General features: G+C 66.7%; 23 protein-coding genes. 11 read left to right on the forward strand and 12 right to left on the reverse strand.

The annotated features are described in order from the left end of the window. Positions 1–77: 77 nt before the first annotated feature. The gene (locus GJ700_RS20630) at positions 78–2,060 is read right to left on the reverse strand and encodes an OPT family oligopeptide transporter (protein ID WP_154377393.1); all 1,983 of its coding nucleotides are present in this window, start codon (positions 2,058–2,060) and stop codon (positions 78–80) included. 191 nt (positions 2,061–2,251) lie between these two features. On the opposite strand from GJ700_RS20630, the gene ylqF reads away from it, so the two are divergent. Then, positions 2,252–3,175 carry a ribosome biogenesis GTPase YlqF gene (gene ylqF, locus GJ700_RS20635; protein WP_229507138.1) on the forward strand — a complete coding sequence of 308 codons (924 nt, stop codon included), beginning with the start codon at positions 2,252–2,254 and terminating at the stop codon, positions 3,173–3,175. A gap of 20 nt (positions 3,176–3,195) precedes the next feature. Here ylqF and GJ700_RS20640 read toward each other — a convergent pair whose 3' ends face one another. From GJ700_RS20640 to GJ700_RS20650, 3 genes are all read right to left on the reverse strand, one after another. Next, complete coding sequence (locus tag GJ700_RS20640) at positions 3,196–3,996, reverse strand: DODA-type extradiol aromatic ring-opening family dioxygenase (protein ID WP_154377397.1); 801 nt, start codon at positions 3,994–3,996, stop codon at positions 3,196–3,198. A 93-nt stretch (positions 3,997–4,089) separates the two neighbouring features. Continuing rightward, entirely contained in the window at positions 4,090–4,953 is an 864-nt protein-coding gene (locus tag GJ700_RS20645) for a hypothetical protein (RefSeq protein ID WP_154377399.1), read from the reverse strand. Positions 4,954–4,958: 5 nt separating this feature from the next. Continuing rightward, a complete protein-coding gene (locus GJ700_RS20650) occupies positions 4,959–7,085 on the reverse strand; it encodes a M1 family metallopeptidase (protein ID WP_154377401.1) in 2,127 nt (708 codons plus the stop codon). Positions 7,086–7,273: 188 nt separating this feature from the next. On the opposite strand from GJ700_RS20650, the gene GJ700_RS20655 reads away from it, so the two are divergent. Then, positions 7,274–7,924: a thiol:disulfide interchange protein DsbA/DsbL gene (locus tag GJ700_RS20655; RefSeq protein WP_154377403.1), complete on the forward strand. Its 651-nt coding sequence runs from the start codon at positions 7,274–7,276 to the stop codon at positions 7,922–7,924. Positions 7,925–7,931: 7 nt separating this feature from the next. Next, a complete protein-coding gene (locus tag GJ700_RS20660; protein WP_154377405.1) occupies positions 7,932–8,240 on the forward strand; it encodes a hypothetical protein in 309 nt (102 codons plus the stop codon). 30 nt (positions 8,241–8,270) lie between these two features. Here GJ700_RS20660 and GJ700_RS20665 read toward each other — a convergent pair whose 3' ends face one another. The 7 genes from GJ700_RS20665 to GJ700_RS20695 form a co-directional block, all read right to left on the reverse strand. After that, positions 8,271–9,137, reverse strand: a complete 867-nt coding sequence (locus tag GJ700_RS20665; protein WP_154377635.1) for an efflux RND transporter periplasmic adaptor subunit — start codon at positions 9,135–9,137, stop codon at positions 8,271–8,273. Positions 9,138–9,157: 20 nt separating this feature from the next. Beyond that, the gene (locus GJ700_RS20670) at positions 9,158–9,355 is read right to left on the reverse strand and encodes a DUF1656 domain-containing protein (RefSeq protein WP_154377407.1); all 198 of its coding nucleotides are present in this window, start codon (positions 9,353–9,355) and stop codon (positions 9,158–9,160) included. A 122-nt stretch (positions 9,356–9,477) separates the two neighbouring features. Next, entirely contained in the window at positions 9,478–11,589 is a 2,112-nt protein-coding gene (locus GJ700_RS20675; protein WP_229507139.1) for an FUSC family protein, read from the reverse strand. A 3-nt stretch (positions 11,590–11,592) separates the two neighbouring features. Further along, complete coding sequence (locus tag GJ700_RS20680) at positions 11,593–12,090, reverse strand: MarR family winged helix-turn-helix transcriptional regulator (protein ID WP_154377409.1); 498 nt, start codon at positions 12,088–12,090, stop codon at positions 11,593–11,595. A 62-nt stretch (positions 12,091–12,152) separates the two neighbouring features. After that, positions 12,153–13,634, reverse strand: a complete 1,482-nt coding sequence (locus GJ700_RS20685; RefSeq protein ID WP_229507140.1) for an efflux transporter outer membrane subunit — start codon at positions 13,632–13,634, stop codon at positions 12,153–12,155. After that, positions 13,600–13,896 carry a DUF4148 domain-containing protein gene (locus GJ700_RS35035; protein ID WP_195763966.1) on the reverse strand — a complete coding sequence of 99 codons (297 nt, stop codon included), beginning with the start codon at positions 13,894–13,896 and terminating at the stop codon, positions 13,600–13,602. Before GJ700_RS35035 ends, GJ700_RS20685 begins: the two co-directional genes overlap by 35 nt. A gap of 110 nt (positions 13,897–14,006) precedes the next feature. After that, positions 14,007–14,513 (reverse strand): O-acetyl-ADP-ribose deacetylase, encoded by a 507-nt coding sequence (locus GJ700_RS20695; RefSeq protein WP_154377411.1) that lies wholly within the window; start codon positions 14,511–14,513, stop codon positions 14,007–14,009. 135 nt (positions 14,514–14,648) lie between these two features. On the opposite strand from GJ700_RS20695, the gene GJ700_RS20700 reads away from it, so the two are divergent. Further along, positions 14,649–15,092, forward strand: coding sequence for a hypothetical protein (locus GJ700_RS20700; protein WP_154377413.1), 444 nt, complete (start codon positions 14,649–14,651; stop codon positions 15,090–15,092). Here the strand turns inward: GJ700_RS20700 and GJ700_RS20705 are convergent. Next, complete coding sequence (locus GJ700_RS20705; RefSeq protein WP_154377415.1) at positions 15,089–15,982, reverse strand: LysR family transcriptional regulator; 894 nt, start codon at positions 15,980–15,982, stop codon at positions 15,089–15,091. The two genes, GJ700_RS20700 and GJ700_RS20705, sit on opposite strands and share 4 nt — an antisense overlap. A gap of 109 nt (positions 15,983–16,091) precedes the next feature. Between GJ700_RS20705 and GJ700_RS20710 the strand changes: the two genes are divergently transcribed. From GJ700_RS20710 to GJ700_RS20740, 7 genes are all read left to right on the forward strand, one after another. After that, on the forward strand, positions 16,092–16,826 hold the full coding sequence (locus GJ700_RS20710) for an SDR family oxidoreductase (RefSeq protein ID WP_154377417.1): 735 nt from the start codon (positions 16,092–16,094) through the stop codon (positions 16,824–16,826). A gap of 224 nt (positions 16,827–17,050) precedes the next feature. Then, the gene (locus tag GJ700_RS20715; protein WP_154377419.1) at positions 17,051–19,606 is read left to right on the forward strand and encodes an ATP-binding protein; all 2,556 of its coding nucleotides are present in this window, start codon (positions 17,051–17,053) and stop codon (positions 19,604–19,606) included. Between the two features lie 77 nt (positions 19,607–19,683). Then, positions 19,684–20,832, forward strand: coding sequence for a sensor histidine kinase (locus GJ700_RS20720; RefSeq protein ID WP_154377421.1), 1,149 nt, complete (start codon positions 19,684–19,686; stop codon positions 20,830–20,832). Beyond that, positions 20,832–21,578 (forward strand): LytR/AlgR family response regulator transcription factor, encoded by a 747-nt coding sequence (locus tag GJ700_RS20725; protein ID WP_154377423.1) that lies wholly within the window; start codon positions 20,832–20,834, stop codon positions 21,576–21,578. The genes GJ700_RS20720 and GJ700_RS20725 overlap by 1 nt, the downstream gene beginning before the upstream one ends. 115 nt (positions 21,579–21,693) lie before the next feature. Beyond that, positions 21,694–24,141 (forward strand): ABC transporter permease, encoded by a 2,448-nt coding sequence (locus tag GJ700_RS20730; RefSeq protein ID WP_154377425.1) that lies wholly within the window; start codon positions 21,694–21,696, stop codon positions 24,139–24,141. 9 nt (positions 24,142–24,150) lie between these two features. Further along, entirely contained in the window at positions 24,151–24,852 is a 702-nt protein-coding gene (locus GJ700_RS20735; protein ID WP_154377427.1) for an ABC transporter ATP-binding protein, read from the forward strand. After that, complete coding sequence (locus GJ700_RS20740; RefSeq protein WP_154377429.1) at positions 24,843–25,595, forward strand: hypothetical protein; 753 nt, start codon at positions 24,843–24,845, stop codon at positions 25,593–25,595. Before GJ700_RS20735 ends, GJ700_RS20740 begins: the two co-directional genes overlap by 10 nt. Positions 25,596–25,605 lie beyond the last annotated feature (10 nt).

Here is a 25,605-nt window from a genome sequence, read left to right on the forward strand (position 1 = left end):
CGGGTAGGCAATGAACACACATTATCATTGCCTGCCCGTTTTTGTAACCACGGGAAATGGTTGCGGAAGGAAAGAGTTCAGGCAGAGACCCGGCGGGCGTTGTTGCTCGACCACTTATACAGGCCGCCAACCAGGCCCATGCCGACCACCAGCGCGACCACCATGGTGGCGCCTTCGCTCAGGCTGTTGGCAATGGCCAGCGGTTCGCCCTTGCCGGACAGCACGATCAAACCTGCCAGCGCCACGTTGAACAAGCTTTCTCCCACGATAAAGCCGGACATCACCAGCACGCCCAGGCGCTTGGCCACTTCACCCCAGCGCTGGTGGTGCACCGCGCGCTCGAACAGCCAGCCGGTGACGGCGCCCACCACGACCGGCGCCGTGACGGCGCTGGGCAGGTAAATCGCCAGGCCCACGCCCAGCGGCGGCAAGCTGTACTTGCCATTGCTGGACTTTTTCAACAGGAAATTAACCACGACCAGCGCCAGGCCCATCAGGGCGCCCCAGCCGATCAAATGCCACGGCAGGTTACCGCCGATGACGCCTTTGGCCAGCGTGGAAATCAGCGCCGCCTGCGGCGCGGCCAGCGGTTCATTGGAAATCGCCTGCAGGTTGGGGGCGCCGGCAAAGCCGTTGGCCCGGTTCAGCAATTCCAGGACGGGCGGCACCACGCAGGAACCCGCCACCACGCCGATCAGCAGGGCGACCTGCTGTTTCCATGGCGTGGCATCGACCAGCTGGCCGGTTTTCAAGTCCTGCAGGTTGTCGTTGCCGATCACGGCCACGGCCAGCACCACGGTGGTGACGAACAGCGCGAAGGCGATCAGCGCCTGGCCGGTTTCCGGTCCCATGATGTGACGGCCCACGGCGCCCACGGACAGCGCCGCGCCCAGCACCGTCAGGATCGCGATGCCCGACACGGGCGAGTTCGACGAACCGATCAGGCCCGCCATGTAGCCGCACACGGCGGCGGCGAACATGCCGGCGATCACGATATAGCCGACACCGACGGCAATCAGGGCCGGCGCCACGGACGCCAGCACGCCACCTTGCAGGAACGACGCCAGCAGCCAGCCGGCCGGCACCAGTGCGATCAGCGTGGTCAGGCCGACAATAAAGATCGGCAAATCCTGTTCCGTGCGGGGCAGTTCGCCGCCGCCTTCCTTGGCCTGGCGCGCCGCTTCCATGGCCGATTTCAGGCCGCCGACGACCGGCTTGGCCAGGCCCGCCAGCGTCACGATGGCGGCGGCGCCGATGCAGCCCGCGCCCATCATGCGCACGTCGGTTTTCCACACGCCCAGCGCCAGGTCGGCTGCCGGCATGGCGGAAGCGGGCAGGGCGGCCGTCAGCAGCGGCACCAGGATGCCCCACGCGATGACGAGGCCGGCCAGCATGGCGATGCCGACCGTAATGCCCATCAGGTGGCCGGCGCCGATCAGCGCCAGCGAACTCGATGCGCCGATACCGGTGGCGCCGCTGCCGGTGCGGAAATACACGGCCATTTCACCGGCCATGACTTTCACGGCGGCGCCGGCCGCGTACAGCGCGGACGCCACGCTGCCCCAGATCACGGCCCACAAGCCGGCCTTGCCTTCTTCTGCGCCGCTGCGCGACTGGCTGCCGACTTTCAGCACTTCGGCCGCCGCCACGCCTTCCGGATAAGGCAGGTCGGACTTGGACACCAGCGCCCGCCGCAGCGGCACCGTGTACATCACACCCAGCACGCCGCCGATGGCGCACGCGCCAAACGTGGGCCAGAACGGCACGTTGGCCCACCAGCCGATCATCAGCAAGCCCGGCAGCACGAAAATTACGGACGCCAGCGTGCCTGCCGCCGACGCGATGGTCTGCACGATATTGTTTTCCTGGATGGTCGCGGTCTTGAAAGCGCTCAGCAGCGCCATCGAAATCACGGCCGCGGGAATCGACGTGGCAAACGTCAGGCCCACCTTCAGGCCAAGGTACACCTGTGCCGCTGTGAATACGAGGGTAATCAGTATCCCCAGGACGACACCGCGCAGCGTAATCTCGCCGGGCGTGGATGGAGAAGATTTGTGCATCTCTCGCTGCTCCAGAAAAAAAGTGTTTATAAAATAGAAAAATTGCGGTGCCACATGATAGCCGACCTCACCTGAAACGGATACTGCAATAGATGCGGCGCGGACAGTGCCCTGCGGTTCGCGGTAAAATAGAGGATTTCACGCAAGAAGCATAAGGCCAGAGCATGTCAATACAGTGGTTCCCCGGACACATGAACGCCGCCAAGAAGAAGGCGGCGGAACAGATGGAGAATACCGACCTCGTGATCGAGGTGGTGGACGCGCGCCTGCCTGAAGCAAGCTGCAATCCGATGGTGGAGGAGTTGCGCAAGTTCCGCCAGCGCCCGTGCCTGAAATTGCTGAACAAGGTCGACCTGGCCGACCCCGCCGCCACCAGCGCGTGGGTCGAGTATTTCAGCCGCCAGGAAGGCGTGACGGCGTTTGCCATGACCACCAAGAAGCCGGGCGACGTGACGCGCGTGCTGGAACTGGCCAAGCCGCTGGCGCCGCACCGCGGCGTGCCAACCAAACCGCTGCGCATCATGATCATGGGCATTCCCAACGTGGGTAAATCCACGCTGATGAATGCCTTGCTGAAGAAGCGCGTGGCCAAGGTGGGCGACGAACCGGCCGTCACCAAGGCGCAGCAAAAGCTGTACCTCGACAAGAACACCGTGCTGGTCGATACGCCGGGCATGCTGTGGCCGAAAATCGCCATGCCGAGCGACGGCCTGATGCTGGCGGCCAGCCACGCGGTGGGGTCGAATGCGCTGATCGAAGAAGAAGTGGCGGAATTCCTCGCCGGCGAACTGTTGCGCCGCTACCCGCAATTGCTGGTGGCCCGCTACGGCTTCAAGGACATCGACCAGATGGACGGCATCGGCGTGGTGGAAGGCATCGCCATCAAGCGCGGTTTCCGCGCCCGTGGCGGCGACATGGATTATGAAAAGGCCGCCCACACGTTCCTGACCGAATACCGCAGCGGCATCCTGGGCCGCATTTCGCTGGAAACGCCGGAAACCCGCGCGGCGGCGCTGGCGGTGTTCGAGGAAGAGCAGCGCATCAAGGCGGAGAAAGCGGCCTTGAAAGCTGCCGAGAAGGAAGCCGAGCGCATGAAGGGCAAGCGCGGGTCCTGACGGCTTGCGGCGCGGGCGACTTATCCGCCGATTCTAAAGCTGGACACCGCCAGCGCCCCCATGAACGCGTCTTCGTGATACTGCACGGCAGCCGCATCCTGTTCCGCCGCGCCCACCGCCACCATCAGCGGCAACAAATGCTCTTCGCGTGGATGCGCCTGCCGCGCGGCGGGGGCCTGTTCCCAGGCCAGCAGGCGGGCGCTGCGTTCAGCCGGCGGCAGCGCCATCGTGTCGCGCAGCCACGCATCGAACAGGTGAGATGCCTGCGCCCCCGCGCCGCCGAACTGGCGCAGGTTGTGGTAGCTGAGGCCGCTGCCGACGATCAGGACGTCTTCGTTGCGCAGCGCCGCCAGCGCGCGGCCGATGGCCAGGTGTTCGGCCGGATCGAGGCCGGCTTTCAGCGACAGTTGCACGATGGGCACATCCGCATCCGGGTAAATCGGCGCCATCGCGGAAAACGTCCCATGGTCGTAGCCACGCTCGGGGTCCAGGTGGGCAACGATGCCGGCGTCACGCAGCAAGGCTTGCACGCGCGCGGCCACGTCCGGCGCACCGGGCGCGCCGTAGCGAATCCGGTACGTATAGTCGGGGAAGCCGCCATAGTCGTAAATCATGCCGGGCGCGGCGCCGGACGAAATGCGCAATTGCGGCGCTTCCCAGTGCGCCGTCACCACCAGCACGGCGCGGGGTTTGCGGCCCAGTTCCGCCGGGATGGCTTCCAGCGACGCTTTCAGCGCATCGTAGCGGCCGCCATACTGGTCCAGCATCCACGGCCACGGGCCACCGCCATGGGATAAAAAATACACGGGCAAGGTCGACATCGAAGCTCCTTTTCAGTTGGCTTCACTGTACGTCATCACAATTCATGTATCAATGTGATCAATGTAAATGAACCATTCATAAAAAATGCATGATCAACCCCGCGCCACGGCCGTCAGCGCAAACAGCCGCGCCGCGCGGAACCACGCCAGCAGCAGGGCGATGGCTTGCGTCAGAATCAATGCCGCCACATCGCCCGGCAAGTTTCCGGTAGGGAAGTGAAGGCGTGCGAGCCCCAGCAATCCCGTGACGCCAAAGCCGATCACGCCCAGCACCGCGTAACTGCCCAGCGCCGCCACCGGTTGCCGGCGCAGCAGCGCCACGCCGTGCCACCAGGCGGCAATGGCGGACTTGCGGCGTCGGTCGGCCGCCAGCATGGCGCGGCCGGCATCGGCCGTCACCAGCGCTGCCCACACCAGCAAGGCCGTCACGCCGTTGGCCAGATAGCCGGCGAATTCGCCGTCGCCCGGCAGCAGCGCTTCGTCCGGCTGCGCCAGTTCCCGCGCCGTGGCGCCGGCCCACAGCGCCACGCCCATCACCACGAGAGACCACAGCAGCATGCGCGCCATGCGCGCATATTCCGCCATGCCGCCCGCCAACAGGGCGCCGAACGGCAGGGGTTCGGTACTGCGCGCGGCCGTCACGGTGGCGCCGGCCAGCAGCGGCGACGTCAGCGCCGTACAGGCCAGCGCCGTCCACAGCGCCAGTTGCGCGCCCAGCACGTGGCGCCGGCCGACGTTCAGTAAATCCGTGATGGTGGCCAGGTCCAGTTGCTGTGCCAGCACGGCGGCCTGGGCGGAATACGACAATTGCGTATCGAGCACGATCCACGCCGGCGCCACCACGATGGCCAGCGGCAGCAGCAGGGCCGCCACGAACAGCACGGGCAGGCGCCATTGCAGCGCGCGGCGCAGCGATTGCACGCACAGGGTTTTCAGTAATGCAAAGGACTTGTTCATCTGGTTCAAAGCGAGGCAATCAGGGTCAATACCAGCTGGACCGCGGCGGCAGCATCGAGCGTCCAGCGCCGCGCGGCGCTTTGATCGGGCATGGCGGTGCGGCTGTCATCGAGCTTGTTCACGTCCAGCATGTGCTTGCGCTGCGGGTCCAGTTCGGCGGACAGGCCGCGCGCCGTGCGCGTCCACACGAAGCGCTGCCATTGTTCGCCATGCTGCGGATCCCAGTGCACGGTTTCCGCGCCGCCATCGGCGAAATGCACGACCAGTGTCTGCGGCACGGCCACGCCGCGCCGGCGCAACAGCACTTCCGTGCGCCACAGCGGCGCCTTGTGCGCACCCGTGCCGGCGGGTTCCAGTTCGGACTGGAATTCCGCCACGCTGTCGTCGACGTTCCCCGCGCCATACACTTGCTGGTCGAACACGCGCTCCACCAGCGCGCGCTGGCCGCTGCCGTCGGCCAGCGCTTCACGCAAGTCCGCCACGCTGGGGTGGCGGAAACGCCAGCGGCGGTAATATTCGCGCAAGCCCTGCGTCATGGCTTCCTTGCCCAGTTGCGCTTCCAGGTCTCGGAACAGCAGCGCGCCCCGCACGTAGACCTGGCCCACGCCCTGCAAGCGCGCATAGGCGCTGGCGGCGCCGGCGTCGGCAGGATGGCTCAGCACCGCGTCGGCGCGTTCCGTATCGAACGGTTCGAACGCGGGATTGATGCCGAGGCGGCGCAGCCACGCCGGCGCCAGCGGGGTCTTGTGTCCACGCTCGGACTGCATGCGCATGTTGGTGTATTCATTCATGCCTTCGTCGAGCAGCGGCTCTTCGAATTCATTGGACGCGATGATGCCCTGGAAATAGTTGTGGGCGAATTCATGGATGTTCACCGTATCCAGGTCGAACGCCTGGCGCGATCCCGGCGCGATGCGGGTAAAGCTGTCCGCCGTGTACAAGGTCGGGTATTCCATGCCGGCCGCACCCACGCCATTGTGCGGCGGGATCACGATGGTCAGCGTCGCGTACGGGTAGGGGCCCAGCAGGGCGCCGTACCAGTTCAATGCATCCTTCGCCGCCTGCAGCGACGGCGCCGCGCTGGCCGCGTATTCCGGCGTGTACAGCACGCGGATGTCCACGGGCCGGGCGCCCCGCATGCCGGCCGGCGGCTGCCACGTGCCCGTCAGCGGCGCCGCATAGCGCTTGTCGGCCGTCCACGCGAAATCGTGCACGTCGCCCTGCACATAGTGGTGGGTCAGCCAGCCGTCGCGCTCCACGGGCACGCCCTGCAGCTTACCGGTGGCGCCCACCGTGTAGTCTTTCGGCGCCGTGAGTTTGACGTCATACAGGCCGAAGTCCGCATAAAACTCGGAATCCACGTGGTATTCATGGGCATTCCACCGTTCTTCCACCGCGCCCCGTTCGCCCGGCAATTCCAGCACGCCGATTTTCGGGAACCATTGCGCGACAAAGTGGAAACTGCCCGTGTAGCCGCTGCGCGTACCCAGCTTCGGCAACTGGCTGGTGAAGCCGATATCGAGGGTGGCCACGCCGCCCGGGGCAACGGGTACCGGCAAGTCCAGTTTGACCACCGTATGGTCTCCGGCCGGGCCGTCATCGGGCTGCACGAACGACCATGGCACGTCGGCCCGGCCCTGGCGCACCCTGGTCAGTTTGGTGTAGCCCCAGCCATCGTCGATGGGCTCGCTGCCGAACATCGACTGGCTGCGCCGCTGTTCGGTATAAAACGTCGTGTCCTTGTGCTCGAACGCGTTCAGGTACAGGTGCAGGTACACCGAGCGCACCACGCGCTGGCTGCGGTTGCGCCACGTGAGGGTTTCCTGGCCGGTCACCACGTGGCGCACGGGATCGAGCGTGGCGGCAATCGCATAACTGGCGACGCGGTCGGATAACGGGGTGCCGGTGGCGTCGCTGCCGCCGCGGGCGCCGCCCCACGCGTCGTCGCTGCTGGCGTCGCGGATCGGGGGCGCATGGGCCGGGGCGAGGGGGATGCCGGTGTCGGTGAACGGCTGCGGGATCGGATACACCACCGCTTGCGCCAGCAGCACGCTTTGCGCCGCCAGGCCGCCGCACAGCATGGCCGTGGTCGCGGCCGAACGCATCAGTTTGCGGACGTTTTGCATTGTCATGGGAAATTGTAAAGAGTTGCCGCCGCAACTATAAACCAACGCTGGCAGCCTGGGCGGTTGCCAGCGCCCTTAATTGAGCCTTAAAATCCGGCGCCGTAACGGATTTTTACTGATTCGGCGCAAGCACCGCGGCAAATAATGGTAATCTCGCGGCGTCTACCACCTACTTAAAGATTGGAAGGGAAGTTATGCGTTTTCTGCGCCTGATCCTCGCCGCCGTCACGCTGTCGTTTGCCGCAGCGGGCGCCTCTGCCGCCGAACCGAAGGAAGGCGTCGACTACAAATTGCTGACCCCGGCCGTGCCAACCAAGGCCGACAAGAAAGTCGAAGTGGTTGAATTCTTCATGTACACGTGCCCGCACTGCAACGCGATGGACCCGTTGCTGCACGAGTGGGTGAAAAAGCAGGGCGACAAGATCGTGTTCCGCCGCGTGCACTTCCCGCAATCCGGCCCGAACGATCCGTTTGCCCACGCCTACCTGACCCTGGAAGCCATGAACCAGGTCGATACCGTGCATGACAAGCTGTTCCGCGCCCTGCACGTGGAGCGCAACCGCATGCGCACGGATGAGCAAATCACTGAATTCATCACGAAAAACGGCGTCGACAAGGCCAAGTACATGGAATTCTTCAATTCCTTCGGCGTGCAGACTAAAATGAAACAGGCCGGTACCGTGATCAGCGCCTACAAGGTGGAAAGCGCACCGACCATCGTGGTGGACGGCCGCTACGTGACGTCGCCGTCGATCGCCGGCCGTCCGGGTGAATCCGAGCAGGTGGCCATGCAAAAAGCGCTGGCGGTGATGGATGCGCTGGTGGCCAAGGCCGCCAAGAAGTAAGGCAAGCATGAAAAGCGATACCGAAAAACAAGTGATGGAAATTTACCGCGAGTCCGCGCCGGATGAGCGCGGGCTGGTGGGGCGCCGCTACATCAACCATGTGGCGTGGAGCTTGCTGCTGGTCACCATCACGTTTTCGGCATGGCTGATGCTGGCGCTGGCCAACGCGGAAAACCAGCGCAACGCGCTGGTCAACCGCAAGTGCGTGGACCGCGTGTTCAACACGGAAATCGACCACGCCTGCCTGAAGACCGTGAAAACACGGGACCACTGGTGGGAACACGTCGGCTACGCGCTGACGCACCTGAAACCGTAAAACAAGGCCCGCAGCAGCGGGCTTTGTTCTTTATGAACCGTTGATTTCCACGGTGCAGGTGGCGCCCGCCACCAGCGCGATATCCTTCGGCACGCCGTCCAGCGCGATCCGCACCGGCACCCGCTGTGCCAGCCGTACCCAGTTGAAGGTCGGATGCACGTCGGCCAGCAAGCCGGCGCCGCCCGCATCGCGGTCCGTGATACCGCGCGCAATACTGTCGATATGGCCGCGCAATGCGCCGCCGCCGCCCATCAGCCGCACCTGCGCCCGTGCTCCGGCCTTCAGCATGGGCAGCCGGGTTTCCTCGAAATAGCCGATCACATGGAACGAACCACTGTCGACCAGCGCCAGCCGGGCCGCGCCCGCCGCCGCATAATCACCCGCGTGCACTTGCAGGTTGGTGACGTAGCCGGCGACGGGGGCGCGCACCACCGTGCGCTCCAGGTTCAGTTTCGCCAGGTCGCGCGCCGCCTGCGCCGCGCGCAGCCGCGCGGTTGCCGCGTCGGCCACGTCGCCCGCATCTTCGCGGCTTTCCGCCGACACGATGTCGTCACCGAGGCCGGCGCGGCGCTGCACGTGGCGGCTCCGTTGCCGCACTTCGGCCTGCTGCGCGGCCAATGCCGCTTCCGCCTGCGCCAATGCGGCGCGGTAGCGGGCCGGATCGACAGTGAACAGCACGTCCCCCGCCTGCACGGCCTGGTTGTCGCGCACGGCCACGGACGTCACCGTGCCCGCCACGTCGGCGCCGATGCTGACGATGTCGGCCCGGACGCGGCCGTCGCGGGTCCACGGCGATTCCATGTAACGGGTCCACGCGGTGTGGCCCGCGAAGAGGGCGCCGCCCAGCACGAGGGCGGAAAGCAGGAAACGGAACAACGGAGTGAGTTTGTCGCGCATGGTCGAAGTGGAGGAGAGGTTCACGAAAGCAGCAACGCCAGGCCGCTGAAAATGCAGGTCAACAGGGACAGGCGCACCAGCGCCGGATGCCACACGGCGCGGTACACGCCGAGGTAACCCAGCAGCTTGTCCAGCAAGGCTTGCAGCACGACGCTGGCCACGAACAGGGGCAACAGGGTGGGAAGCATGACGCCGAACACGGCCAGTTCACGGGGCATGGTTGATATCCTTTTCGATGGGCTGGTATAAGCAAGTACGCATAAATTCTTGTGAATTCTGACTTCCATAACCGGCGCTCTGCCGCGTTGCCCGCTGCTAGCAGTGCATCCGGTTCTGTTCGTCATAATTTCACAATAATTTCTTGGTACATGCTTAGCAGCGACGTATGCAGCGCGTGCAGGTCGGCCAGCGCGGCACGCAGGCGCGCATTGCGCCCGGCGTCGGCGCAGGGCAGGGCCGCGCGTATCGTGGCGCCGGCCGCCAGCACCGCGTCCAGCACGGCGCCGTGGCTGGCCGGGGACGGACGGTGGCAATACGCGGCCAGCGCCTGCACGCACGCATGCAGCGTGTCGCGCGTGACGCCGGTCTGCGCGCGCGACGCCAGTACGCGCAAGCCGATGGCGGCATGGCCCAGTTCCAGTAGCATCAGGGCCTGCCGCACGACGGCGCGCGTGTCCGCGCCGGGTGCGGGACCGCTGGCTGTCGCCAGCTGGTTCAGCAAGTCGCGCACGCGGTTGTCGAAGCGATGGCGCAGGCGGCGCAGGTGGCGTTCGGTGACAGTGGCGGTAAACGGGCGCCCTATGCAGGCGGCCTGCGTTTCACGCCACAGTGCGCGCGCAATGTAGGCGGCGCGGCCCATCGTGTGCTGCGGCAGCAGCACGGCAAACACGGCCCACGCCAGCAGCACGCCGCCGATCATCGCCAGCGTGGAATTGAGGAAGACACCCATGTCGTACCGCATCTGGTTGGCGGGGGCGATCACTTGCGCGGCAAACAGCATGACGCCGATCCCCATGCCGGCCCGCTGCGGATCGGTCGCCAGCCACGCGCCCAGGCCGAACAGCGGGGCGGCGGCCAGCACCAGCGTGACGAAACTGTCGGCCAGCATGACGAGCCAGAATTCCGTCGCGAACGACAGCGGCCAGGCCAGCAGGAAGCCGGACAGGATTTGCCGGACCATGGCCACCGGGCGCGGCGAAGACGACGCCAGCGCGCAAAAGATGCAGGACAGGATCAGCGCATTGGCCGCATACGGCCAGGCCAGCCAGTACCAGCATGCGCCGGCCGCCAGCAGCGCGCAGGCGGCGCGGGCGCCGCTGGCCAGCACGATGGGCCATGGCGTGGCCGGTTCGTAGGTCCACGCGTGTTCCGTACCGCTGGCGTCGTTGCGCGCCAGGCTGTCGTGCAATGCCGCGAAGGCGCTGTATTCGTGCGTGAAGCGGTCGAGCAATTCGTGCGCGGTTTCCAGGTCGATGCGCTGCGCATGCGTCAGCCCGTCGCCGGGTTCGCCGGCATAGCCTGGCTCCGGTGGCGACCACAGCGGCAACGCCATCGCGGCGGCCAGCGCGGCCAGGCGTGGCTCCAGCAAATCCGGCAGCGCCGAACCATCCTGTGCGCGCAAGCGCAGCAACAGGCGGTGCAAGGTGTATGAGGTACCCAGCACCGCCATGAAGGCGCTGTTGAACGCATGCAGCCGGCGTGTCTGGGCCGGCGAGTGGGCCGCTTCGAAGCTGGCGGCCGCGCGTCCTGTTTCCAGCGCGGCGATATCGGCGGCAAAGCGCAGGTGCGCCAGTTCCGCCGCGCCCGCATCGAGCCGGTGCGACAGCACGTCGCGGCAAAAGGCGGCAAAGCGCTCGCGGCGCGCGGCGGCGATTTGCAACACACCCGCGTGCTGGCGGCGGGGGAACAGCACGTCGTGCACCAGCCCCGCGCACAGGATGCCGACACCGACTTCCGTCAGCCGCGTGGCGGCCAGCATGAATGCCGCTTCCGGCGCATCGAGAGCGGGAATGGCGATCATGGCGGCCGTGTAGCCGGCCAGCACGAAGCTGTACGATTGCTGGTTGCGGTGCAGCGCGGCGCCGCAGGTGCAGGCGGCCAGCCACAGCGCAATGCCGGCAAACAGCAGCGGCGCCTGCTGGACGAACAGTGCGCACAGGGCCAGCGCGGCGGCGCAGCCGACCACGGTGCCCAATAAGCGGTAATACGCTTTTTCCAGCACCATGCCGGCGGACGGCAGCGCCAGGATGAAGGTGGTGGTCATCGCCGTCGACGGCGAATCGAGGCCGAAGTAAAAGGCCAGGCCCAGCGCGCCGAAGGCGGCCAGCAAGGTACGCGCCACGAACAGCCAGCGCACGCCATGCGAAGCAGACCAATGCGTGGTCCAATGCCGCAGCGCCCCGGCCACCGCTCGCATCATTGTTTCGCTGCTGGTGGCCGGGGTCGTCTGCATGGGCTAAATCACATTTTCCAGGTTGTCCAATTGCCGCTTGAACAGGTGTTCCAGCAGCCTGCGTTCATCGGGCGTATAGCCGTCATAGGCCCGCGTGGTGCGCGACCACACTTCGGGCATCACTTGTTCCACCAGTTTGCGGCCCGCTTCCGTCAGCGTGATCATCACGCAGCGGCGGTCGCCGGGACGGTTGCCGCGCGTGATGAGCCCCTGGCTTTCCAGGTCGTTGCACACGCGCGTCAGGTTCGCCGGTTTTTCCATGCACGCCTCGCCCAGGTTGGACGCGGTGGACGTCTCATTGTCCGAGCCGTACAGCACGGCCAGCACCATGTAGCTGGCATCGACCAGGTCATACTTGCGCAGCGCCGCATTCGACAAATCCTTCATGCGCTTCTGAACGTGGTAGGTCATGCGCATCAGGCGGATCAGCTCTTCAGGGAAGGCTGGCAGCCGTGCGTGGATGTTCTTCAGGCGCTTGTTGGTGGCATCAAAACTGCTCATTGGCGCTCTCCTTTCTCTCCACTATGAAAGGTTTAATTGTATATCGCACTGTTAAATATTCATCAATGTATCTCCGCTTTCACGCCTCCGCCGAGGGCTGCCATCAGCAATGTGTGGTTTTCCAGCAGCCGAGCCGTCGCATCGAGCACGCTTTGCTGTTCATGCAGCGCGGTCAGGCGCGCGTGCAACAGCGCATCGGCATCGGTCAGGCCGGCGCGCCAGGCCCGTTCGGCCAGGTCTTCCGCATGGATGGCGGCGGCCTGCGCCGCTTCCGATTGTTGCAGCTGCGTGGCGATGGCGCGCTGTTGCGAAACCGCGTCGGCCACTTCCGCCAGCGCCTGCACCACGGCGCCGTTGTACTGTTCGACCGCGATGTCCCACGCGGCGTTTTGCGCGCCGAGACGGCTGCGCAGGCGGCCGCTGTCGAACACGGGCAAGGTCACGGCGGGCGCCACGCCCATGGTGCGCGACCCCGCTTCCAGCAGCCGGGTAAAGCCGAATGCCTGCAGGCCCGCGAATGCGACCAGGTTGATGTCCGGGTAAAAGTCCGCGCGGGCCGCGCCGATGCGGCTGGCCGCCGCTTCCACCCGCCAGCGCTGGGTCGCCACGTCGGGACGGCGCCCCACCAGTTGCGCGGGCAGGGCGGACGGCAGCGTGGCGGCCGGCGTGGCCGTTGTGGCGAGGTTCAGCGTTGGCCGGGCGATGTGGTCGCCATCGCCCGGTCCCTGGCCGATCAGTGCCGCCAGCTGGTGTTGCAGCAGCGCGATGGCGGCCAGCGCTTGCTGCTGCTCGCGTTCACCAGCGGGCAGGGTGGCGGCCAGCGCCGCCGTTTCATGGGCGCCGGACAGGCCGGCCGCGTGACGCTTCCGTGCCATCGCGTGCAGGCGGCGGCGCTGTTGCAGTGTGTCCGTCGCCAGGTCATGCAGCGCGTGGGCGTGCGCCAGTTTGATATAGGTGCGCACGATGGCCGTTTGCAGCGCCAGGCGCGCCATTTGCTGCTCCGCCTGCGCCGTCCGGACGTCGCCCAGCGCCGCTTGCAGCGCCGCGCGCTGGCGGCCCCACACATCCAGGTCGATCGCGCCGGTGACGGTGGCGCTCTCCTTCCACAGCGTGCGTCCGGCAATTGCGGCCGGCGCGGTCCCGTGTTCCGGGTAGCGCGTGCGGTCCGCGCCGGCGGATGCGTTGACCGTGGGGCCGGTGGCGGCGTCGGCCGCGCTGGCCAGCGCTTGCGCCAGCCGCACGCGGGCCTCACTGGCGCGCAAGCCGGGATTGCCGGCTTGCGCGCGCTGCACCAGGCGGTCGAGCTGGGGATCGCCCAGCGCCGTCCACCAGGATTCGTCGGGCCAGGCCGCGTCGCCGTTGCCGGCTGCCGCGATGATCGCGGCGCCCGCATCGAGCTGTGCCGGATCGGTCAGGCGCGCTTGGGCAGGCTGCGCGCCATCCGGGCTGGCGCAGGCGGCCAGCAGCAGCGGCACGGCAATGACGAGGGCGGCGCGGCGTGGCATGGGATCAGCGGGCGACGTGCTGGCGGGTTTGCGCGACATCCATGTCCGCTTCCGTTTCGATCAGCGTGCCGTTGCGGCGCGCTTCGATGACTTCCGCGATGACTTCGGCGCGGGTGCGCTGGCGTGGCGTGGCGCGGGTGGCCGCCGCCGGAGCGGCTGCAGCGGCGGCAGCGGTTGCGGACGCAGTCGCCGCGGTGGTGGCGGCCGTGGCTGCCTGTGAAACGGCGCTGTCGGCGGGTTCCGCCAGGACGGTGGTGCTGGCCGCCAGGGTGGCGGCGAGAATGGCAAGTTGAATCTTCATGGTTCATGCTCCCGTTAAGATCACGGGAGAAAGTATATCAATAAATAGTACATTTGTGAAATAAGTAGTCGCCACAAGCCTGCCCGGTAATACTACGCAGGCGGCCGGTGTCAGCTCAGCAGGGTTTCATACAGCGCCAGGTCGCGCTCGGAATAGCAGCAAAAGATGATGTCGTCGAGACCGCTGGCGGGGGCGGCCGCCCGCACCGCATCGACGGCGATGACGGCGGCGTCCGCCGCCGGGTAGCCATACACGCCCGTGCTGATGCAGGGGAAGGCGATGGAACGGACGCCCAGGCTGGATGCCAGCGCCAGCGAACTCCGGTAGCACGACGCCAGCAAATCCGATTCGCCACGCCCGCCTCCCTGCCACACCGGGCCGACGGTATGGATGACGTGGGCGGCCGGCAGCCGGTACCCCTTGGTGGCTTTGGCCTGGCCGGTATTGCAGCCGTCCAGCAGGCGGCATTCTTCCAGCAGTTCCGGCCCGGCGGCGCGGTGGATCGCGCCATCGACGCCGCCACCGCCCATCAGCGACGAATTGGCGGCATTGACGATGGCGTCGACTTCCATCGTGGTGATATCGGCAACGACGGCGCGCAGGCAAGGGGTGGCCATGATGGTGACTCCGCAAACGGGGCAATGCTTCATTGTAGACAATATAAACAATGAAAACCGTTCCGGCGGGCACGGTCGCGCCCCCCATCGGGTGCCTTTGCTATTGTCGTTGCATGGAATTCAAGGAGAATCATCATGTCAGGCAACAGCACTCTCGACCCCGATAACTTTCCCTCCACGCCGGACCGCAGCCTGGGACGGGGCCATGGCACTGGCGCGCTGGGGCCCAGCGACAGTTCCGATTCCGGCAGCGACGTGCAGGGCGGCAGCGGCCTGGCGCAGCAAGTCGACACGGGCTTAACCCAGGGGACCAATGAAGATACGGAAATGGGGACGGCGCACGGTACGGCCGGCCCCGATCTTGGCGACGCGGATCTCGACAGCGATACCGATGCGGGCGGCACGGGCGAACGGGCCGCCGCCGGCCGCGACGCTGTGATGCGCGATGGCTATGACATCGGCGTCGACCATATTGAAACCATGCCGATGACGGACAGCGACGACGATGAGCTCGACGAGGTCCGTGGCGATTTGCGTGAAGACATGCGCAACGGTGCGGGCAAGCGCGGTACGCCCTAGCGCGCCACCGCCATGACATCCGCCAGCCAGTTGGCGAATACCCGCACCCGGGGCGACAGTTGCCGCGCGTGCGGATACAGCACGGACACGGGCATGGCTGGCGCCGCCAGTTGCGGCAGCACTTCCACTAACAGGCCGTCGGCCAGTTGCCGCGCCACGTGGTAGCGGGGCAACTGGACCAGCCCCAGTCCCCGTTCCGCGCACGCGACGTACGCGTCCGCATCCGTGACGGAGACGACGCCGGGCAACGTCACACGGCGCACCGCGCCGTCGACGAGGTAGTCGAACGGATAGGGTTTGCCGTCCGGCCCCATGAAGTTCACGGCCCGGTGCGCCTGCAACGCTTCCAGGCTGGCAGGTGCGCCATGGCGCGCCACGTAAGCGGGCGCCGCGCAGGTCACTTGCCGCAACGTGGCGACGCGGCGGGCCACCATGGCGGAATCGGCCAGTTCCCCCACACGCAGCACGCAATCGATACCTTCCCGCACCAAATCGGCCAGCCGGTCGCCCATGCCGATGTCCAGCGTGATGTCGGGATACCGTGCCAGGAATTCATCGAGCCGTGGCAGCACGAAGGTGCGCGCCAGCGTGCCTTGCATATCCACGCGCAGCTTGCCCCGGGGCGGGGCGCCACCATGGCCCAGGCCTGCTTCGGTTTCTTCCACGTCGGCCAGGATGCGCACGCTGCGCTGGTAATACGCGTCGCCGTCCGGCGTCGGGCTGACGTGCCGTGTGGTGCGCTGCAGCAGGCGCACGCCCAGCCGGGTTTCCAGCGCGCGGATCGCATGGGTGGCGGTGGCGGCAGGCAAGTTCAGGCTGGCGGCGGCGCGGGAAAAACTGCCCAGCTCGACGATCCGGCAAAACAGCCGCATGGTATCGAAACGGTCCATGGGAAGATTCTTGATGAATATTGCATAGTATATGCAATTTAACTGTATTTATTGGTGCCGGTGATTCATTGATACTGCTCCCATCGCACATCACTTCAGGGAGTTCACCATGCAGCAAGTTGCCATCATCACGGGCGCCTCGCGCGGCATCGGCGCCGCCATTGCACGCCGCCTGGCGCGCGACGGCTATGCCGTCGTCATCAATTACGCCGGCAACGCGGCCGAAGCCCGCGCCGTGGCCGACGCCATCAAAGCCGCCGGCGGCCATGCGCTGCCGGTGCAGGCCGACGTGGCGGACCCTGCCGCCGTGGAACGCTTGTTTGCCGCCGCCACCGAGCATTACGGCCGCGTCGACGTGCTGGTCAATAACGCCGGCCTCATGCCGTCCAGCTTGCCGCCGCTGGCCGATACGGACGACGCCACCTTCGACCGCTTGTTCGCCGTCAACGTGAAAGGCACATTCAATACCTTGCGGCTGGCGGCGTCCCGGCTGGCGCACGGCGGGCGCATCGTGAATTTGTCCACCAGCGTGATCGGCGTGGGCTTGCCGGGCTACGCCATCTATGGCGCCACCAAGGCCGCGGTGGAAACCATGACGCACATCCTGGCGAAGGAATTGCGGGGCAAGAACATCACGGTCAACGCGGTGGCGCCCGGTCCCACCGCCACCGATCTGTTCCTGGACGGCAAATCGCCGGAAGCCGTGGCCAGGCTGGCCGCCATGGCGCCGCTGGAACGGCTGGGGACGCCGGACGACATCGCGGCGGCGGTGGCGTTCCTGGCCGGGCCGGATGGCGGCTGGGTCAATGGCCAGGTGTTGCGAGCCAATGGCGGCATGGTCTGAATTTGTGACTGGGGGTTACTGTCCGGCAGTAGCGGCAGTATGCCGAAATGTCAACAGTGACCTCTGATAATGTGTGACGAAATATGCACTTGTACCAAGGTGCAGGTTACAAAGTCGCCCTTTCCCATTAGCATCCTCGAATCTACGTCAAGAGTGCAGGCGGGCGCATGGCCATTTTTTCCAGGGGGACGGGTGATTCAGCAGGCGCGTCCTCCGAGGCCGGCATGAACAACCTGCAGCGGCAGGCGCGCCGCCGCATATCCATTGTCTTCATCGTCAGCACCGCGCTGGCGGCCCTCGTCACCGTGCTGCTGGCCGCGTTCGCGATGCTTTCTTACAACGCCGAAAGCAATGAGCGGTGGCGCGAACTGCACCGCGAACTCGAAGCCAGCGCCGACCAGCTGACCGCCGCCGTCGCGCTGCCCGCGTGGAATTTCGACGACCGCCAGATCATCGCCATCGTGCGCGCCAGCCTGAATAACCGCGACTTGTACGGGTGCACGGTCACCCTCAGCAATGGCATGCAATTTGTCTTCCTGCGCAATGCGCGGGGTGAAATCGAACGGATCGCCACGCCGCCCGACCTGCCCGCGCTGCGCACGGCGGTGCGCACCATCGACGTGGCCGGGCGCGCCGTGGGGTCCGTGAAAATGTACGTGACGCCGCAATACGTGCTGCAAACCTTGCGCGACCGGCGCGTCGAACTGACGATGGCCATCGTGGGGCTGGATATTGCGCTGGTGGCCGGCCTGTACCTGCTGCTGTGGTACGTGGTGCTGAAACCCCTGAAGGAAGTGGGTAAGTACGCCGCCGCCGTGAAAGCAGGCGGCAATGGCGGGGCCGCGCCCCGCGCGCGGCTGTTTTTTGGCGAATTGCAGACGCTGAACGAATCCATCCTGGAAATGGTCGACTTGCTGGACCGCCGCTACAGCGCCATGCAGGCGTCGGAAGAGCGGCTGGCCATTGCCACCGACGCGGCCAACATCGGTATCTGGGACTGGGACACACGCACCGGGCGGCTGGTGTGGGACCGGGAAATGCACCGCCAGTATGGGGTGCCGCCCGGCGGCTTCGACAGCACCGTGGCATCGTGGGAAAGCCGTTTGCTGCCGGAAGACCTGGTGCGCGTGAACCGCCTGATCGATGCCGTGCGCCGGGGTGAACGCGAATACCGCACGGAATTCCGCATCCGCTGGCCCGATGGCCAGATCCGCTACATCAAGGCGGCGGGCCGCCCGTTCCGGGACGAAGATGGCGAATTGCTGCGCATGGTGGGCGTCAATTACGACATCACGGAAATCAAGATGGCGGAACACGAATTGCGCCGCCACCGCAACCACCTCGAAGAACTGGTCGATGCGCGTACGGAAGCGTTGTCGGTCGCGGTGACGGAAGCAAACGCGGCAAACCGCGCGAAAAGCGTCTTCCTTGCGACCATGAGCCACGAACTGCGCACGCCGCTGCATTCGGTGATCGGTTTTTCCCGCCTGCTGGCGGATTCGCAGACGATGACGGAAGAGGAAAAGCGCAACCTGGCCGTCATCAACCGCTCGGGCCAGCACTTGCTGACGTTGATTAACGACCTGCTGGAATTGTCGAAAATCGAAGCGGGACGCATCACGCTGCAGGCGCAGGTGGTCGATGTGGAAGGCTTGCTGCGCGAAGTGATGGACATGCTGGGCGCGCGCGCCCGCCAGGCCGGGCTGGCCATGACGCTCGATTGCGCCGGCTTGCCGCGCGCGATCCGCATCGATGGCGCGCGCCTGCGCCAGGTGTTGCTGAACCTGGTCTCGAACGCGGTGAAATTCGCGCAGCAGGGCAGCGTGACCCTGGTGGCGCGCGCCACGCCGCTGCCGGACAACCGTTGCGCGCTGACCCTGGCCGTGCGCGACACGGGACGGGGCATCGCGCGCGAAGACCAGCAGCGCATCTTTGAACCGTTCGTGCAGACCGACAGTTCCGGCGCCAACGAAGGTACGGGCCTGGGCCTGACGATTTCCCGCGAATTCGTGCGCATGATGGGCGGCAGGCTGGAAGTGGCGTCGGAACTGGGCAATGGCGCGGAATTCCGGTTCACGATCGAAGTGGAAGCGGCCAGCGCCGCGCCGGGTGAAATGGCCAACGTGGTGGAAGCGCTGGAACCGGCGCAGCGGGGCAGCCGCATCCTGGTGGTCGATGACAATGAAGACAGCCGGCGCCTGATCGACAGCCTGCTGTCGCCGCTGGGCTTCATGGTGGAACTGGCCGCCGACGGCGCAGGCGCGCTGGCCGCGATGAAACGCAGCCCGCCCGCGCTGGTCATCATGGACTGGCGCATGCCCGGGCTGGATGGCTTGCAGGTGATGCGCCGCATCCGTTCGGAGCCGGGACAGGCGCAGCCGCGCGTGGTGATGATGACGGCGTCCGCCTTCGACGAAGAGCGGCAGGAAGCGCTGGACGCGGGCGCGGACGAATTCCTGTGCAAGCCGATCGAGCAGGACAAGCTGTTCCAGGTGCTGGAACAGCAGCTGCATGTCCGGTTCCGCCGCCGCCAGCGCGCGCCGCAAGTCCGTCCGCAGCCGCTGGCGGAAGCGGCGCTGGCGCAATTGCCGTACGACGTGCTGGTGGGCGTGCGGGAAGCGCTGCACTTGCTGTACACGACGCGCGCACTGGAATTGCTGGAATCGTGCCGCCATACCCATCCCGACATCGTACAAGGCGTGGTGGCGATGCTGGACCAGCACCAGTATCCGCAACTGTGCGGCATGATCGACGCTGTCTGCGCCGCGCCCGAGGTGTAACTGCCGCCCGTCGCGCCTATCGTCGATTCGCCGCACATCCCTGTCCATGCCGGCCGGCCTGGCTTACACTGGCGGGCATGGATACATTGACAACACTGGGCCAGGCGTGGAATTCGTTCTGGACGCTGAAAAAACACCGCGAAGAACCGCTGTGGGCGTGCCTGGTGGTCGCCACGCTGTTTGCGCTGGCAGCCGGTACATTCCTGATGGCGGTATCGGGCGTGCTGACGGGGCGCGAATCGGACCCGGGCTGGTGGCGCGCCTCTTACCTGTTCAACATGCTGATTTGCGTGATGATCGCCTGGGCCACGATGGCGCTGACGCGGCTGGCGGAATACTGGCTGCCGGAGCGCTGGCTGCTGCGCATGTCGAATCCCGCCGACTGGCGCGCCATGGCGGTGTTCAATGCGGTGCTGGCGGCGGGACTGACGGCGGGTTCGTTCGGCGGCCTGTATGTGACGGCGTTTGCGCTGCACTTCCGCGCGGCCGACGCCATTGCGCACCCGCTGGCGCAGGCGCGCTTCTACATCCTGCTGGCCGTGGTATCCGCCATCGCATGGACCTGGTGGCTGGTGCGGCTGCGCCAGCACCGGCGCGAGCGCGCGCTGCAACTGATGGCGACGGAGGCGCAATTGCGGCTGCTGCAAGGCCAGATCGAGCCGCACTTCCTGTTCAATACGCTGGCCAATGTGGAAAGCCTGATGGATGCCGACCCGCCCGGCGCGCGGCGCATGCTGGAAGCGTTCACGGATTACCTGCGCGCGGGCCTGACCCAGATGCGCGAAGGCGACAGCCGGCTGGCGGCGGAACTGGAGATGGCGGAGCGTTACCTGGAACTGATGCGCATCCGCATGGGTGGCAGGCTGTCGTACCGTATCGATGCGGATGCGGCGGTGCGCGCCGTGCGCATGCCGACCTTGCTGTTGCAGCCGCTGATTGAAAACGCGATCCACCACGGTATCGAAGGTAAGGTGGAGGGAGGCGCGGTGACTGTGTCGGCCCGGATCGACGGCGGCAGGCTGGTGCTGCGCGTCGATGACGACGGGCTGGGCGCGTCCGCCGCGCACCGGCCGCGCCGGCGCGGCGCCGGCATGGCGCTGGCCAATATCCGTAGCCGCCTGCAAGCCCGCTATGGCGCGCGCGGCGCACTGGCGCTCGAGATCCGCGCCGACGGCGCCAGCGCCATCCTGCAATTACCTGCTGTTTCAATGAAGGAAAGCGCATAATGCCCACCGCCCTGATCGCCGACGACGAACCGCACCTGGCCAGCCACCTGAAAGAGCAATTGCACGCGCTGTGGCCGGAATTGCAGGTGGTGCACATGGCCGCCAACGGCGACGAGGCCGCCGCCGCCATTGCGCAACTGAATCCCGATATCGCCTTCCTCGATATCCAGATGCCGGGCCTGAACGGCCTGGAAGTGGCGCAGGGCATCGAGGGAGACACGCGCGTGGTGTTCGTGACTGCCTACGACGACTACGCGGTGCAAGCCTTTGATGAAGCGGCCATCGATTACCTGCTGAAACCGTTGCGGCGGGAACGGCTGGCGCGGGCGCTGGAGCGCGTAAAAGCCGCGCTGGCTCCGGCCGATGACGATGGCCGGCTGGCGCAGGCGATGCGCAAGCTGCTGCAGGCGCAGCCTGCGCCGCGCCTGCACTATATCCGCGCTTCGCAGGGCAGCATGACACGCCAGGTTGCCGTTGGCGACGTGCTGTATTTCCAGTCCGATGAAAAATACACGGTGGTGCGCACGCGCGACGGCGAACACGTGATCCGCACGCCGATCGCGGAATTGTCGGCGCAACTGGACCCGGAGCGCTTCATGCAGATCCACCGTTCCACGCTGGTCAACCAGGACCACGTGGAAGGCGTGCGGCGCGACGACAACAGCCGCATGTTCGTGCGCATGCGCGGCGTGGACAGCGAATTGCCCGTCAGCCGCGCCTACGTGCACCTGTTCCGCGCCATGTAATTCCGGCGCATTCCTGCAGTTCGTCGCGCCAGCTTGCCGTTCGTCGCAAGCACCGTGAATTTGCCCGTTGCAGTGGCTAACCTTGCGTTTTCCACTTGACCGGGGACCCGATCGTATGTTCAGGCTGGCCTTTAACATGGCGCTGCGCGACTGGCGCGCGGGCGAATTGCGGCTGTTGCTGGCGGCGCTGGTGCTGTCGGTGGCGGCGATTTCCGCAGTGGGTTTCTTTGCGGACCGGTTGCGGGCCGGCATGCTGCGCGACAGCGCGCAGTTGCTGGCGGCAGACATCACCGTGTCGTCGGATCTGCCGCTGGCGCCCGCATGGCGCGCCGAAGCGCACCGCCTTGACTTGCGCACCGCCGCCACCAGCGCCATGGCCGGCATGGCGTCGGCCGGCGGCAATGCCACCCTGGTATCGCTGAAAGCCGTGGAACCTGAGTATCCGCTGCGCGGCGCCGTGCAATTGCAGGGCGCCGATGGCGTGACGCGTACCGTGCAAGGGGGACCTGCGCGCGGCGAAGCGTGGATCGACGCGGCCGTGGCGGCACGGCTTGACACGGGTATTGGCCGGCAATTGCACATTGGCGCCGCCGATTTCACGGTGACCGGCGTGATCGCCGTGGAGCCGGACCGGCGGCCGTCGCCGGTATCGATCGCGCCGCGCGCCATGATCGCCGCGGCGGATTTGCCGGCGACGGATGTCATGCAGCCCGGCGTGCGGGCCCGCTACACCTTGCTGGCGGCGGGCGCGCCGGACGCCGTGGCGGCGTTCCTGCGCCACGTGAAGGCGGCCAACGATCCTGGCGTCACGGTGCAGACGGCGCAGGACGCGGGGCGCGACCTGGCGGACATCCTCGACAAGGTGCGCAGCTTCATGTCGCTGGCCGGCGTGCTGGCCGCCATCCTGGCGGCGGTCGCCATTGCCATGGCGGCGCGCCGCTACCTGCTGCGCCACCTCGATGCGTGCGCCATGCTGCGCTGCCTGGGCTTGCGCGAAGGGCAGGTGCTGGCGCTGCACGTGGTGGAATTCGCGCTGGTGGGGATCGCGGGCGGATTGCTGGGCGTGGCGCTGGGTTACGCCAGCCATGTGGCGCTGTTGCACTGGCTGCGCGGCATGCTGCCGGCCGGGTTGCCCGCGCCGGGCTGGCTGCCGGCCGTGCAGGGCTTCGTTGCCGCGCAGGTGGCGCTGGCCGGTTTTGCGCTGCCCGCACTGCTGCAGATGAAAGGCGTGCCCCATGTGCGGCTGTTGCGGCGCGAAACCGTGGCGCCCCGGGGCGCCACGGTGGCGGCGTTCGCGCTGGGCGGCGCCACTTTTGCCGGCCTGCTGCTGTGGACCGCGGGCGACGCCATGCTGGGCCTGGGGGCTGCGCTGGGCGTGCTGGCCGCAGGCGGCGTGTTTGCCGCCTGCGCGTGGCTGGCGCTGGCTGCGCTGGGACGCTTGCGGCCCGGTTCCGCCGCCACCGCCTGGGGGCTGGCCACGGTGTCGCTGCGCCGTCACGCCGGTGCGACGGTGGCGCAAGCCGTGTCGCTGGCCATCGGCCTGATGGCGCTGCTGCTGTTGACGGTGGTGCGCGGCGATTTGCAGGCAGCGTGGCGCGCGTCCGTGCCGGCGGGCGCCGCCAACCAGCTGGTATTCAATATCCAGCCGGACCAGCGCGATGCGGTGGCGCGGCGCCTGGGCCCTTACGGCGCGCCGGCGCTGCATCCCAGCATCCGTGGCCGGCTGCTGGAAGTCAATGGCAAACCGGTCGATGGGGAAGACCGCGGCGTGGCGGAAGTGGAGATGTCGTCCGGCGCAGCGCTGCCGGCAGCCAGCACGGTGGCGCAGGGGCAGTGGTTTGCCCCGGGCGACCGCGCACCGCAAGTGTCGGTCGGCGAACAGGCGGCGCAGCGTTTCAATTTGAAGCTGGGCGATACGCTGGTATTCGATATCGGGGGCCTGCCGCTGCAGGCGAAGGTGACCAGCATCCGCAAGATCGACTGGCGCCGGCGCACGCCCAGCTTTGATTTCTTCGTCAACCCCGCAGCCGCCGAAGATTTGCCCGCCACCTATGTCGCCATGTTCCATGCGCCGGACGGCGACCGCGCGGTGGGCGCGCTGGCGCGCGATTATCCGAACGTCAGCGTGATCGACATCGGTTACGTCATACGGCAAATGCAGCGCGTGCTGGAACAGGCCACGTCCGCCGTGGAATTCCTGTTCGTGTTCACGCTGGCCGCGGGGCTGCTGGTGCTGTACGCGGCGCTGGCCGGCAGCCAGGATGCGCGCACCGGACAGGCGGCGCTGCTGCGGGCGCTGGGCGCCACGCGCGGCAGGCTGTCGCGGGCGCAGGCGATCGAGCTGGCGCTGACGGGCGCCCTGGCCGGGCTGCTGGCCGCAGCCGGCGCCAGTATCGGCGGCTGGGCGCTTGCGCATGGGATTTTCGACCTCACATGGGGCTGGCCACCCATGGTCTGGCCGGTGGGCATCGCCGCGGGCATGGTGTGCGCGCTGGCGGGCGGCTGGCCAGGTTTGCGCCACGTATTGAATCAACCGCCGCTGCAGTCGCTGCGGCAATGCTAAGGAGAAGTTATGCAAAACATCATAGAAGTGCGCGAACTGGGCAAGCGGGTGACGGATGCCACGGGTGAACTGACCATTCTTGATAACGTCGGCTTTTCCGTGGCGGCTGGTGAAACCGTGGCCATCGTGGGGGCGTCCGGTTCCGGTAAATCCACGTTGCTGGGCATCCTCGCCGGCCTCGACACGCCCACGTCCGGCACCGTCAAACTGGCGCAGACCGATATCTTTGCGCTCGACGAAGATGGGCGCGCGCAGTTCCGCCAGGCGCGCCTGGGCTTCGTGTTCCAGTCGTTCCAGCTGTTGCCGCATTTGACGGCGCTGGAAAACGTCATGCTGCCGCTGGAATTGCGGGGTGACAGCGAGGCCCGCCCCAGGGCCGAAGCCATGCTGGAGCGCGTCGGGCTGGGCAGCCGGTTGAAGCACTATCCGAAATTCCTGTCCGGCGGCGAGCAGCAGCGCGTGGCGCTGGCGCGCGCGTTCGTCGCGGAACCGCCGCTGCTGTTTGCCGACGAACCGACCGGCAGCCTCGATGCGGCTACCGGCGAAGCGGTCATGCAACTGATGTTCGCGCTGAACCGCGAGCGCGGCTCGACCCTGGTGCTGGTCACGCACGATCCCGCCATTGCCGCCCGTTGCGGCCGTATCGTGACGATGGCGGCCGGCCGCCTGTCCGGCGAATTGCACCCGGCGGAGGAAGCGTTATGCGCCTGATGCACGCGTCGTTACTGGGCGCCATGCTGCTGGCGGGCGCGGCCCGCGCCGACGGCCTGGCGGATTTGAAGGGCGCGCTGCAGCGCCTGCATGCCAGCACGCCGGTCAAGGGCGTGCTGAAAGCGGAAACGTCGCGCAAGGTGGGCGAGGGTAGCGACGTGGATGAATATGCGGGCAGCGCGGCGGTCACGGTGGAAGACGGCGCGCAGGGCTTGCGGCTGCAATATGGCCGCGATTTGCTGGCGCGCATGGATGCGGACCAGCTGGCGGCGGCGAAAAATCCCAATGCCAAGACCCCGGCCCTGTATGCGCTGAAAGAGTTGGGGCCGGACGATTTGCGGCCCATGGTGTCGGCGGCGGAAAACCTGGCGCGCCATATCGAACGCGCCACGTTCAAGGAGGAAAAAAGCGCGGAATGGCAGGGCAAACCGGCGCGCCAGCTGACTTTTACCGTGCCGGTCAAGGTGCTCAGCGACCGTGAACGCAAATACCTGAAAGAATTCGACGGCGTGTTCGACGTGTGGATTGCGCAGGATGGCACGCCGCTGGCCAGCCACCTGAACTGGCGCGGCGCCGGCCGGGCCTACGTCGTGGTGAGCTTTGAAGTCCGGCAGGAAGTGCGCAGCACCTATGCGCTGTCGGGCGACCGTTTGCTGACGACCCGGCTGGAAAGCCGATTCAGCAATGCCGGGGCGGGGGAGAAAAGCGAAGTGAAGACAGTCAAGACCCTGCAGGCGGGATGACGTGATCCGC

It is taken from the genome of Pseudoduganella rivuli, from assembly GCF_009674485.1.
GTDB lineage: Bacteria > Pseudomonadota > Gammaproteobacteria > Burkholderiales > Burkholderiaceae_D > Rugamonas > Rugamonas rivuli_B.

Bases quoted from the DNA above. Each gene is read 5' to 3' on its own strand.
- GJ700_RS20695 (WP_154377411.1), bottom strand. From the start codon at position 14,513: ATGGCCACCCCTTGCCTGCGCGCCGTCGTTGCCGATATCACCACGATG.
- GJ700_RS20660 (WP_154377405.1), top strand. From the start codon at position 7,932: ATGAAAAGCGATACCGAAAAACAAGTGATGGAAATTTACCGCGAGTCC.
- ylqF (WP_229507138.1), top strand. From the start codon at position 2,252: ATGAACGCCGCCAAGAAGAAGGCGGCGGAACAGATGGAGAATACCGAC.
- GJ700_RS20650 (WP_154377401.1), bottom strand. From the start codon at position 7,085: ATGACAATGCAAAACGTCCGCAAACTGATGCGTTCGGCCGCGACCACG.
- GJ700_RS20640 (WP_154377397.1), bottom strand. From the start codon at position 3,996: ATGTCGACCTTGCCCGTGTATTTTTTATCCCATGGCGGTGGCCCGTGG.
- GJ700_RS20665 (WP_154377635.1), bottom strand. From the start codon at position 9,137: ATGCGCGACAAACTCACTCCGTTGTTCCGTTTCCTGCTTTCCGCCCTC.
- GJ700_RS35035 (WP_195763966.1), bottom strand. From the start codon at position 13,896: ATGAAGATTCAACTTGCCATTCTCGCCGCCACCCTGGCGGCCAGCACC.
- GJ700_RS20645 (WP_154377399.1), bottom strand. From the start codon at position 4,953: ATGAACAAGTCCTTTGCATTACTGAAAACCCTGTGCGTGCAATCGCTG.
- GJ700_RS20685 (WP_229507140.1), bottom strand. From the start codon at position 13,634: ATGTCGCGCAAACCCGCCAGCACGTCGCCCGCTGATCCCATGCCACGC.
- GJ700_RS20740 (WP_154377429.1), top strand. From the start codon at position 24,843: ATGCGCCTGATGCACGCGTCGTTACTGGGCGCCATGCTGCTGGCGGGC.
- GJ700_RS20725 (WP_154377423.1), top strand. From the start codon at position 20,832: ATGCCCACCGCCCTGATCGCCGACGACGAACCGCACCTGGCCAGCCAC.
- GJ700_RS20700 (WP_154377413.1), top strand. From the start codon at position 14,649: ATGTCAGGCAACAGCACTCTCGACCCCGATAACTTTCCCTCCACGCCG.
- GJ700_RS20670 (WP_154377407.1), bottom strand. From the start codon at position 9,355: ATGCCCCGTGAACTGGCCGTGTTCGGCGTCATGCTTCCCACCCTGTTG.
- GJ700_RS20715 (WP_154377419.1), top strand. From the start codon at position 17,051: ATGAACAACCTGCAGCGGCAGGCGCGCCGCCGCATATCCATTGTCTTC.
- GJ700_RS20675 (WP_229507139.1), bottom strand. From the start codon at position 11,589: ATGCAGACGACCCCGGCCACCAGCAGCGAAACAATGATGCGAGCGGTG.
- GJ700_RS20680 (WP_154377409.1), bottom strand. From the start codon at position 12,090: ATGAGCAGTTTTGATGCCACCAACAAGCGCCTGAAGAACATCCACGCA.
- GJ700_RS20720 (WP_154377421.1), top strand. From the start codon at position 19,684: ATGGATACATTGACAACACTGGGCCAGGCGTGGAATTCGTTCTGGACG.
- GJ700_RS20730 (WP_154377425.1), top strand. From the start codon at position 21,694: ATGTTCAGGCTGGCCTTTAACATGGCGCTGCGCGACTGGCGCGCGGGC.
- GJ700_RS20655 (WP_154377403.1), top strand. From the start codon at position 7,274: ATGCGTTTTCTGCGCCTGATCCTCGCCGCCGTCACGCTGTCGTTTGCC.
- GJ700_RS20735 (WP_154377427.1), top strand. From the start codon at position 24,151: ATGCAAAACATCATAGAAGTGCGCGAACTGGGCAAGCGGGTGACGGAT.
- GJ700_RS20630 (WP_154377393.1), bottom strand. From the start codon at position 2,060: ATGCACAAATCTTCTCCATCCACGCCCGGCGAGATTACGCTGCGCGGT.
- GJ700_RS20705 (WP_154377415.1), bottom strand. From the start codon at position 15,982: ATGGACCGTTTCGATACCATGCGGCTGTTTTGCCGGATCGTCGAGCTG.
- GJ700_RS20710 (WP_154377417.1), top strand. From the start codon at position 16,092: ATGCAGCAAGTTGCCATCATCACGGGCGCCTCGCGCGGCATCGGCGCC.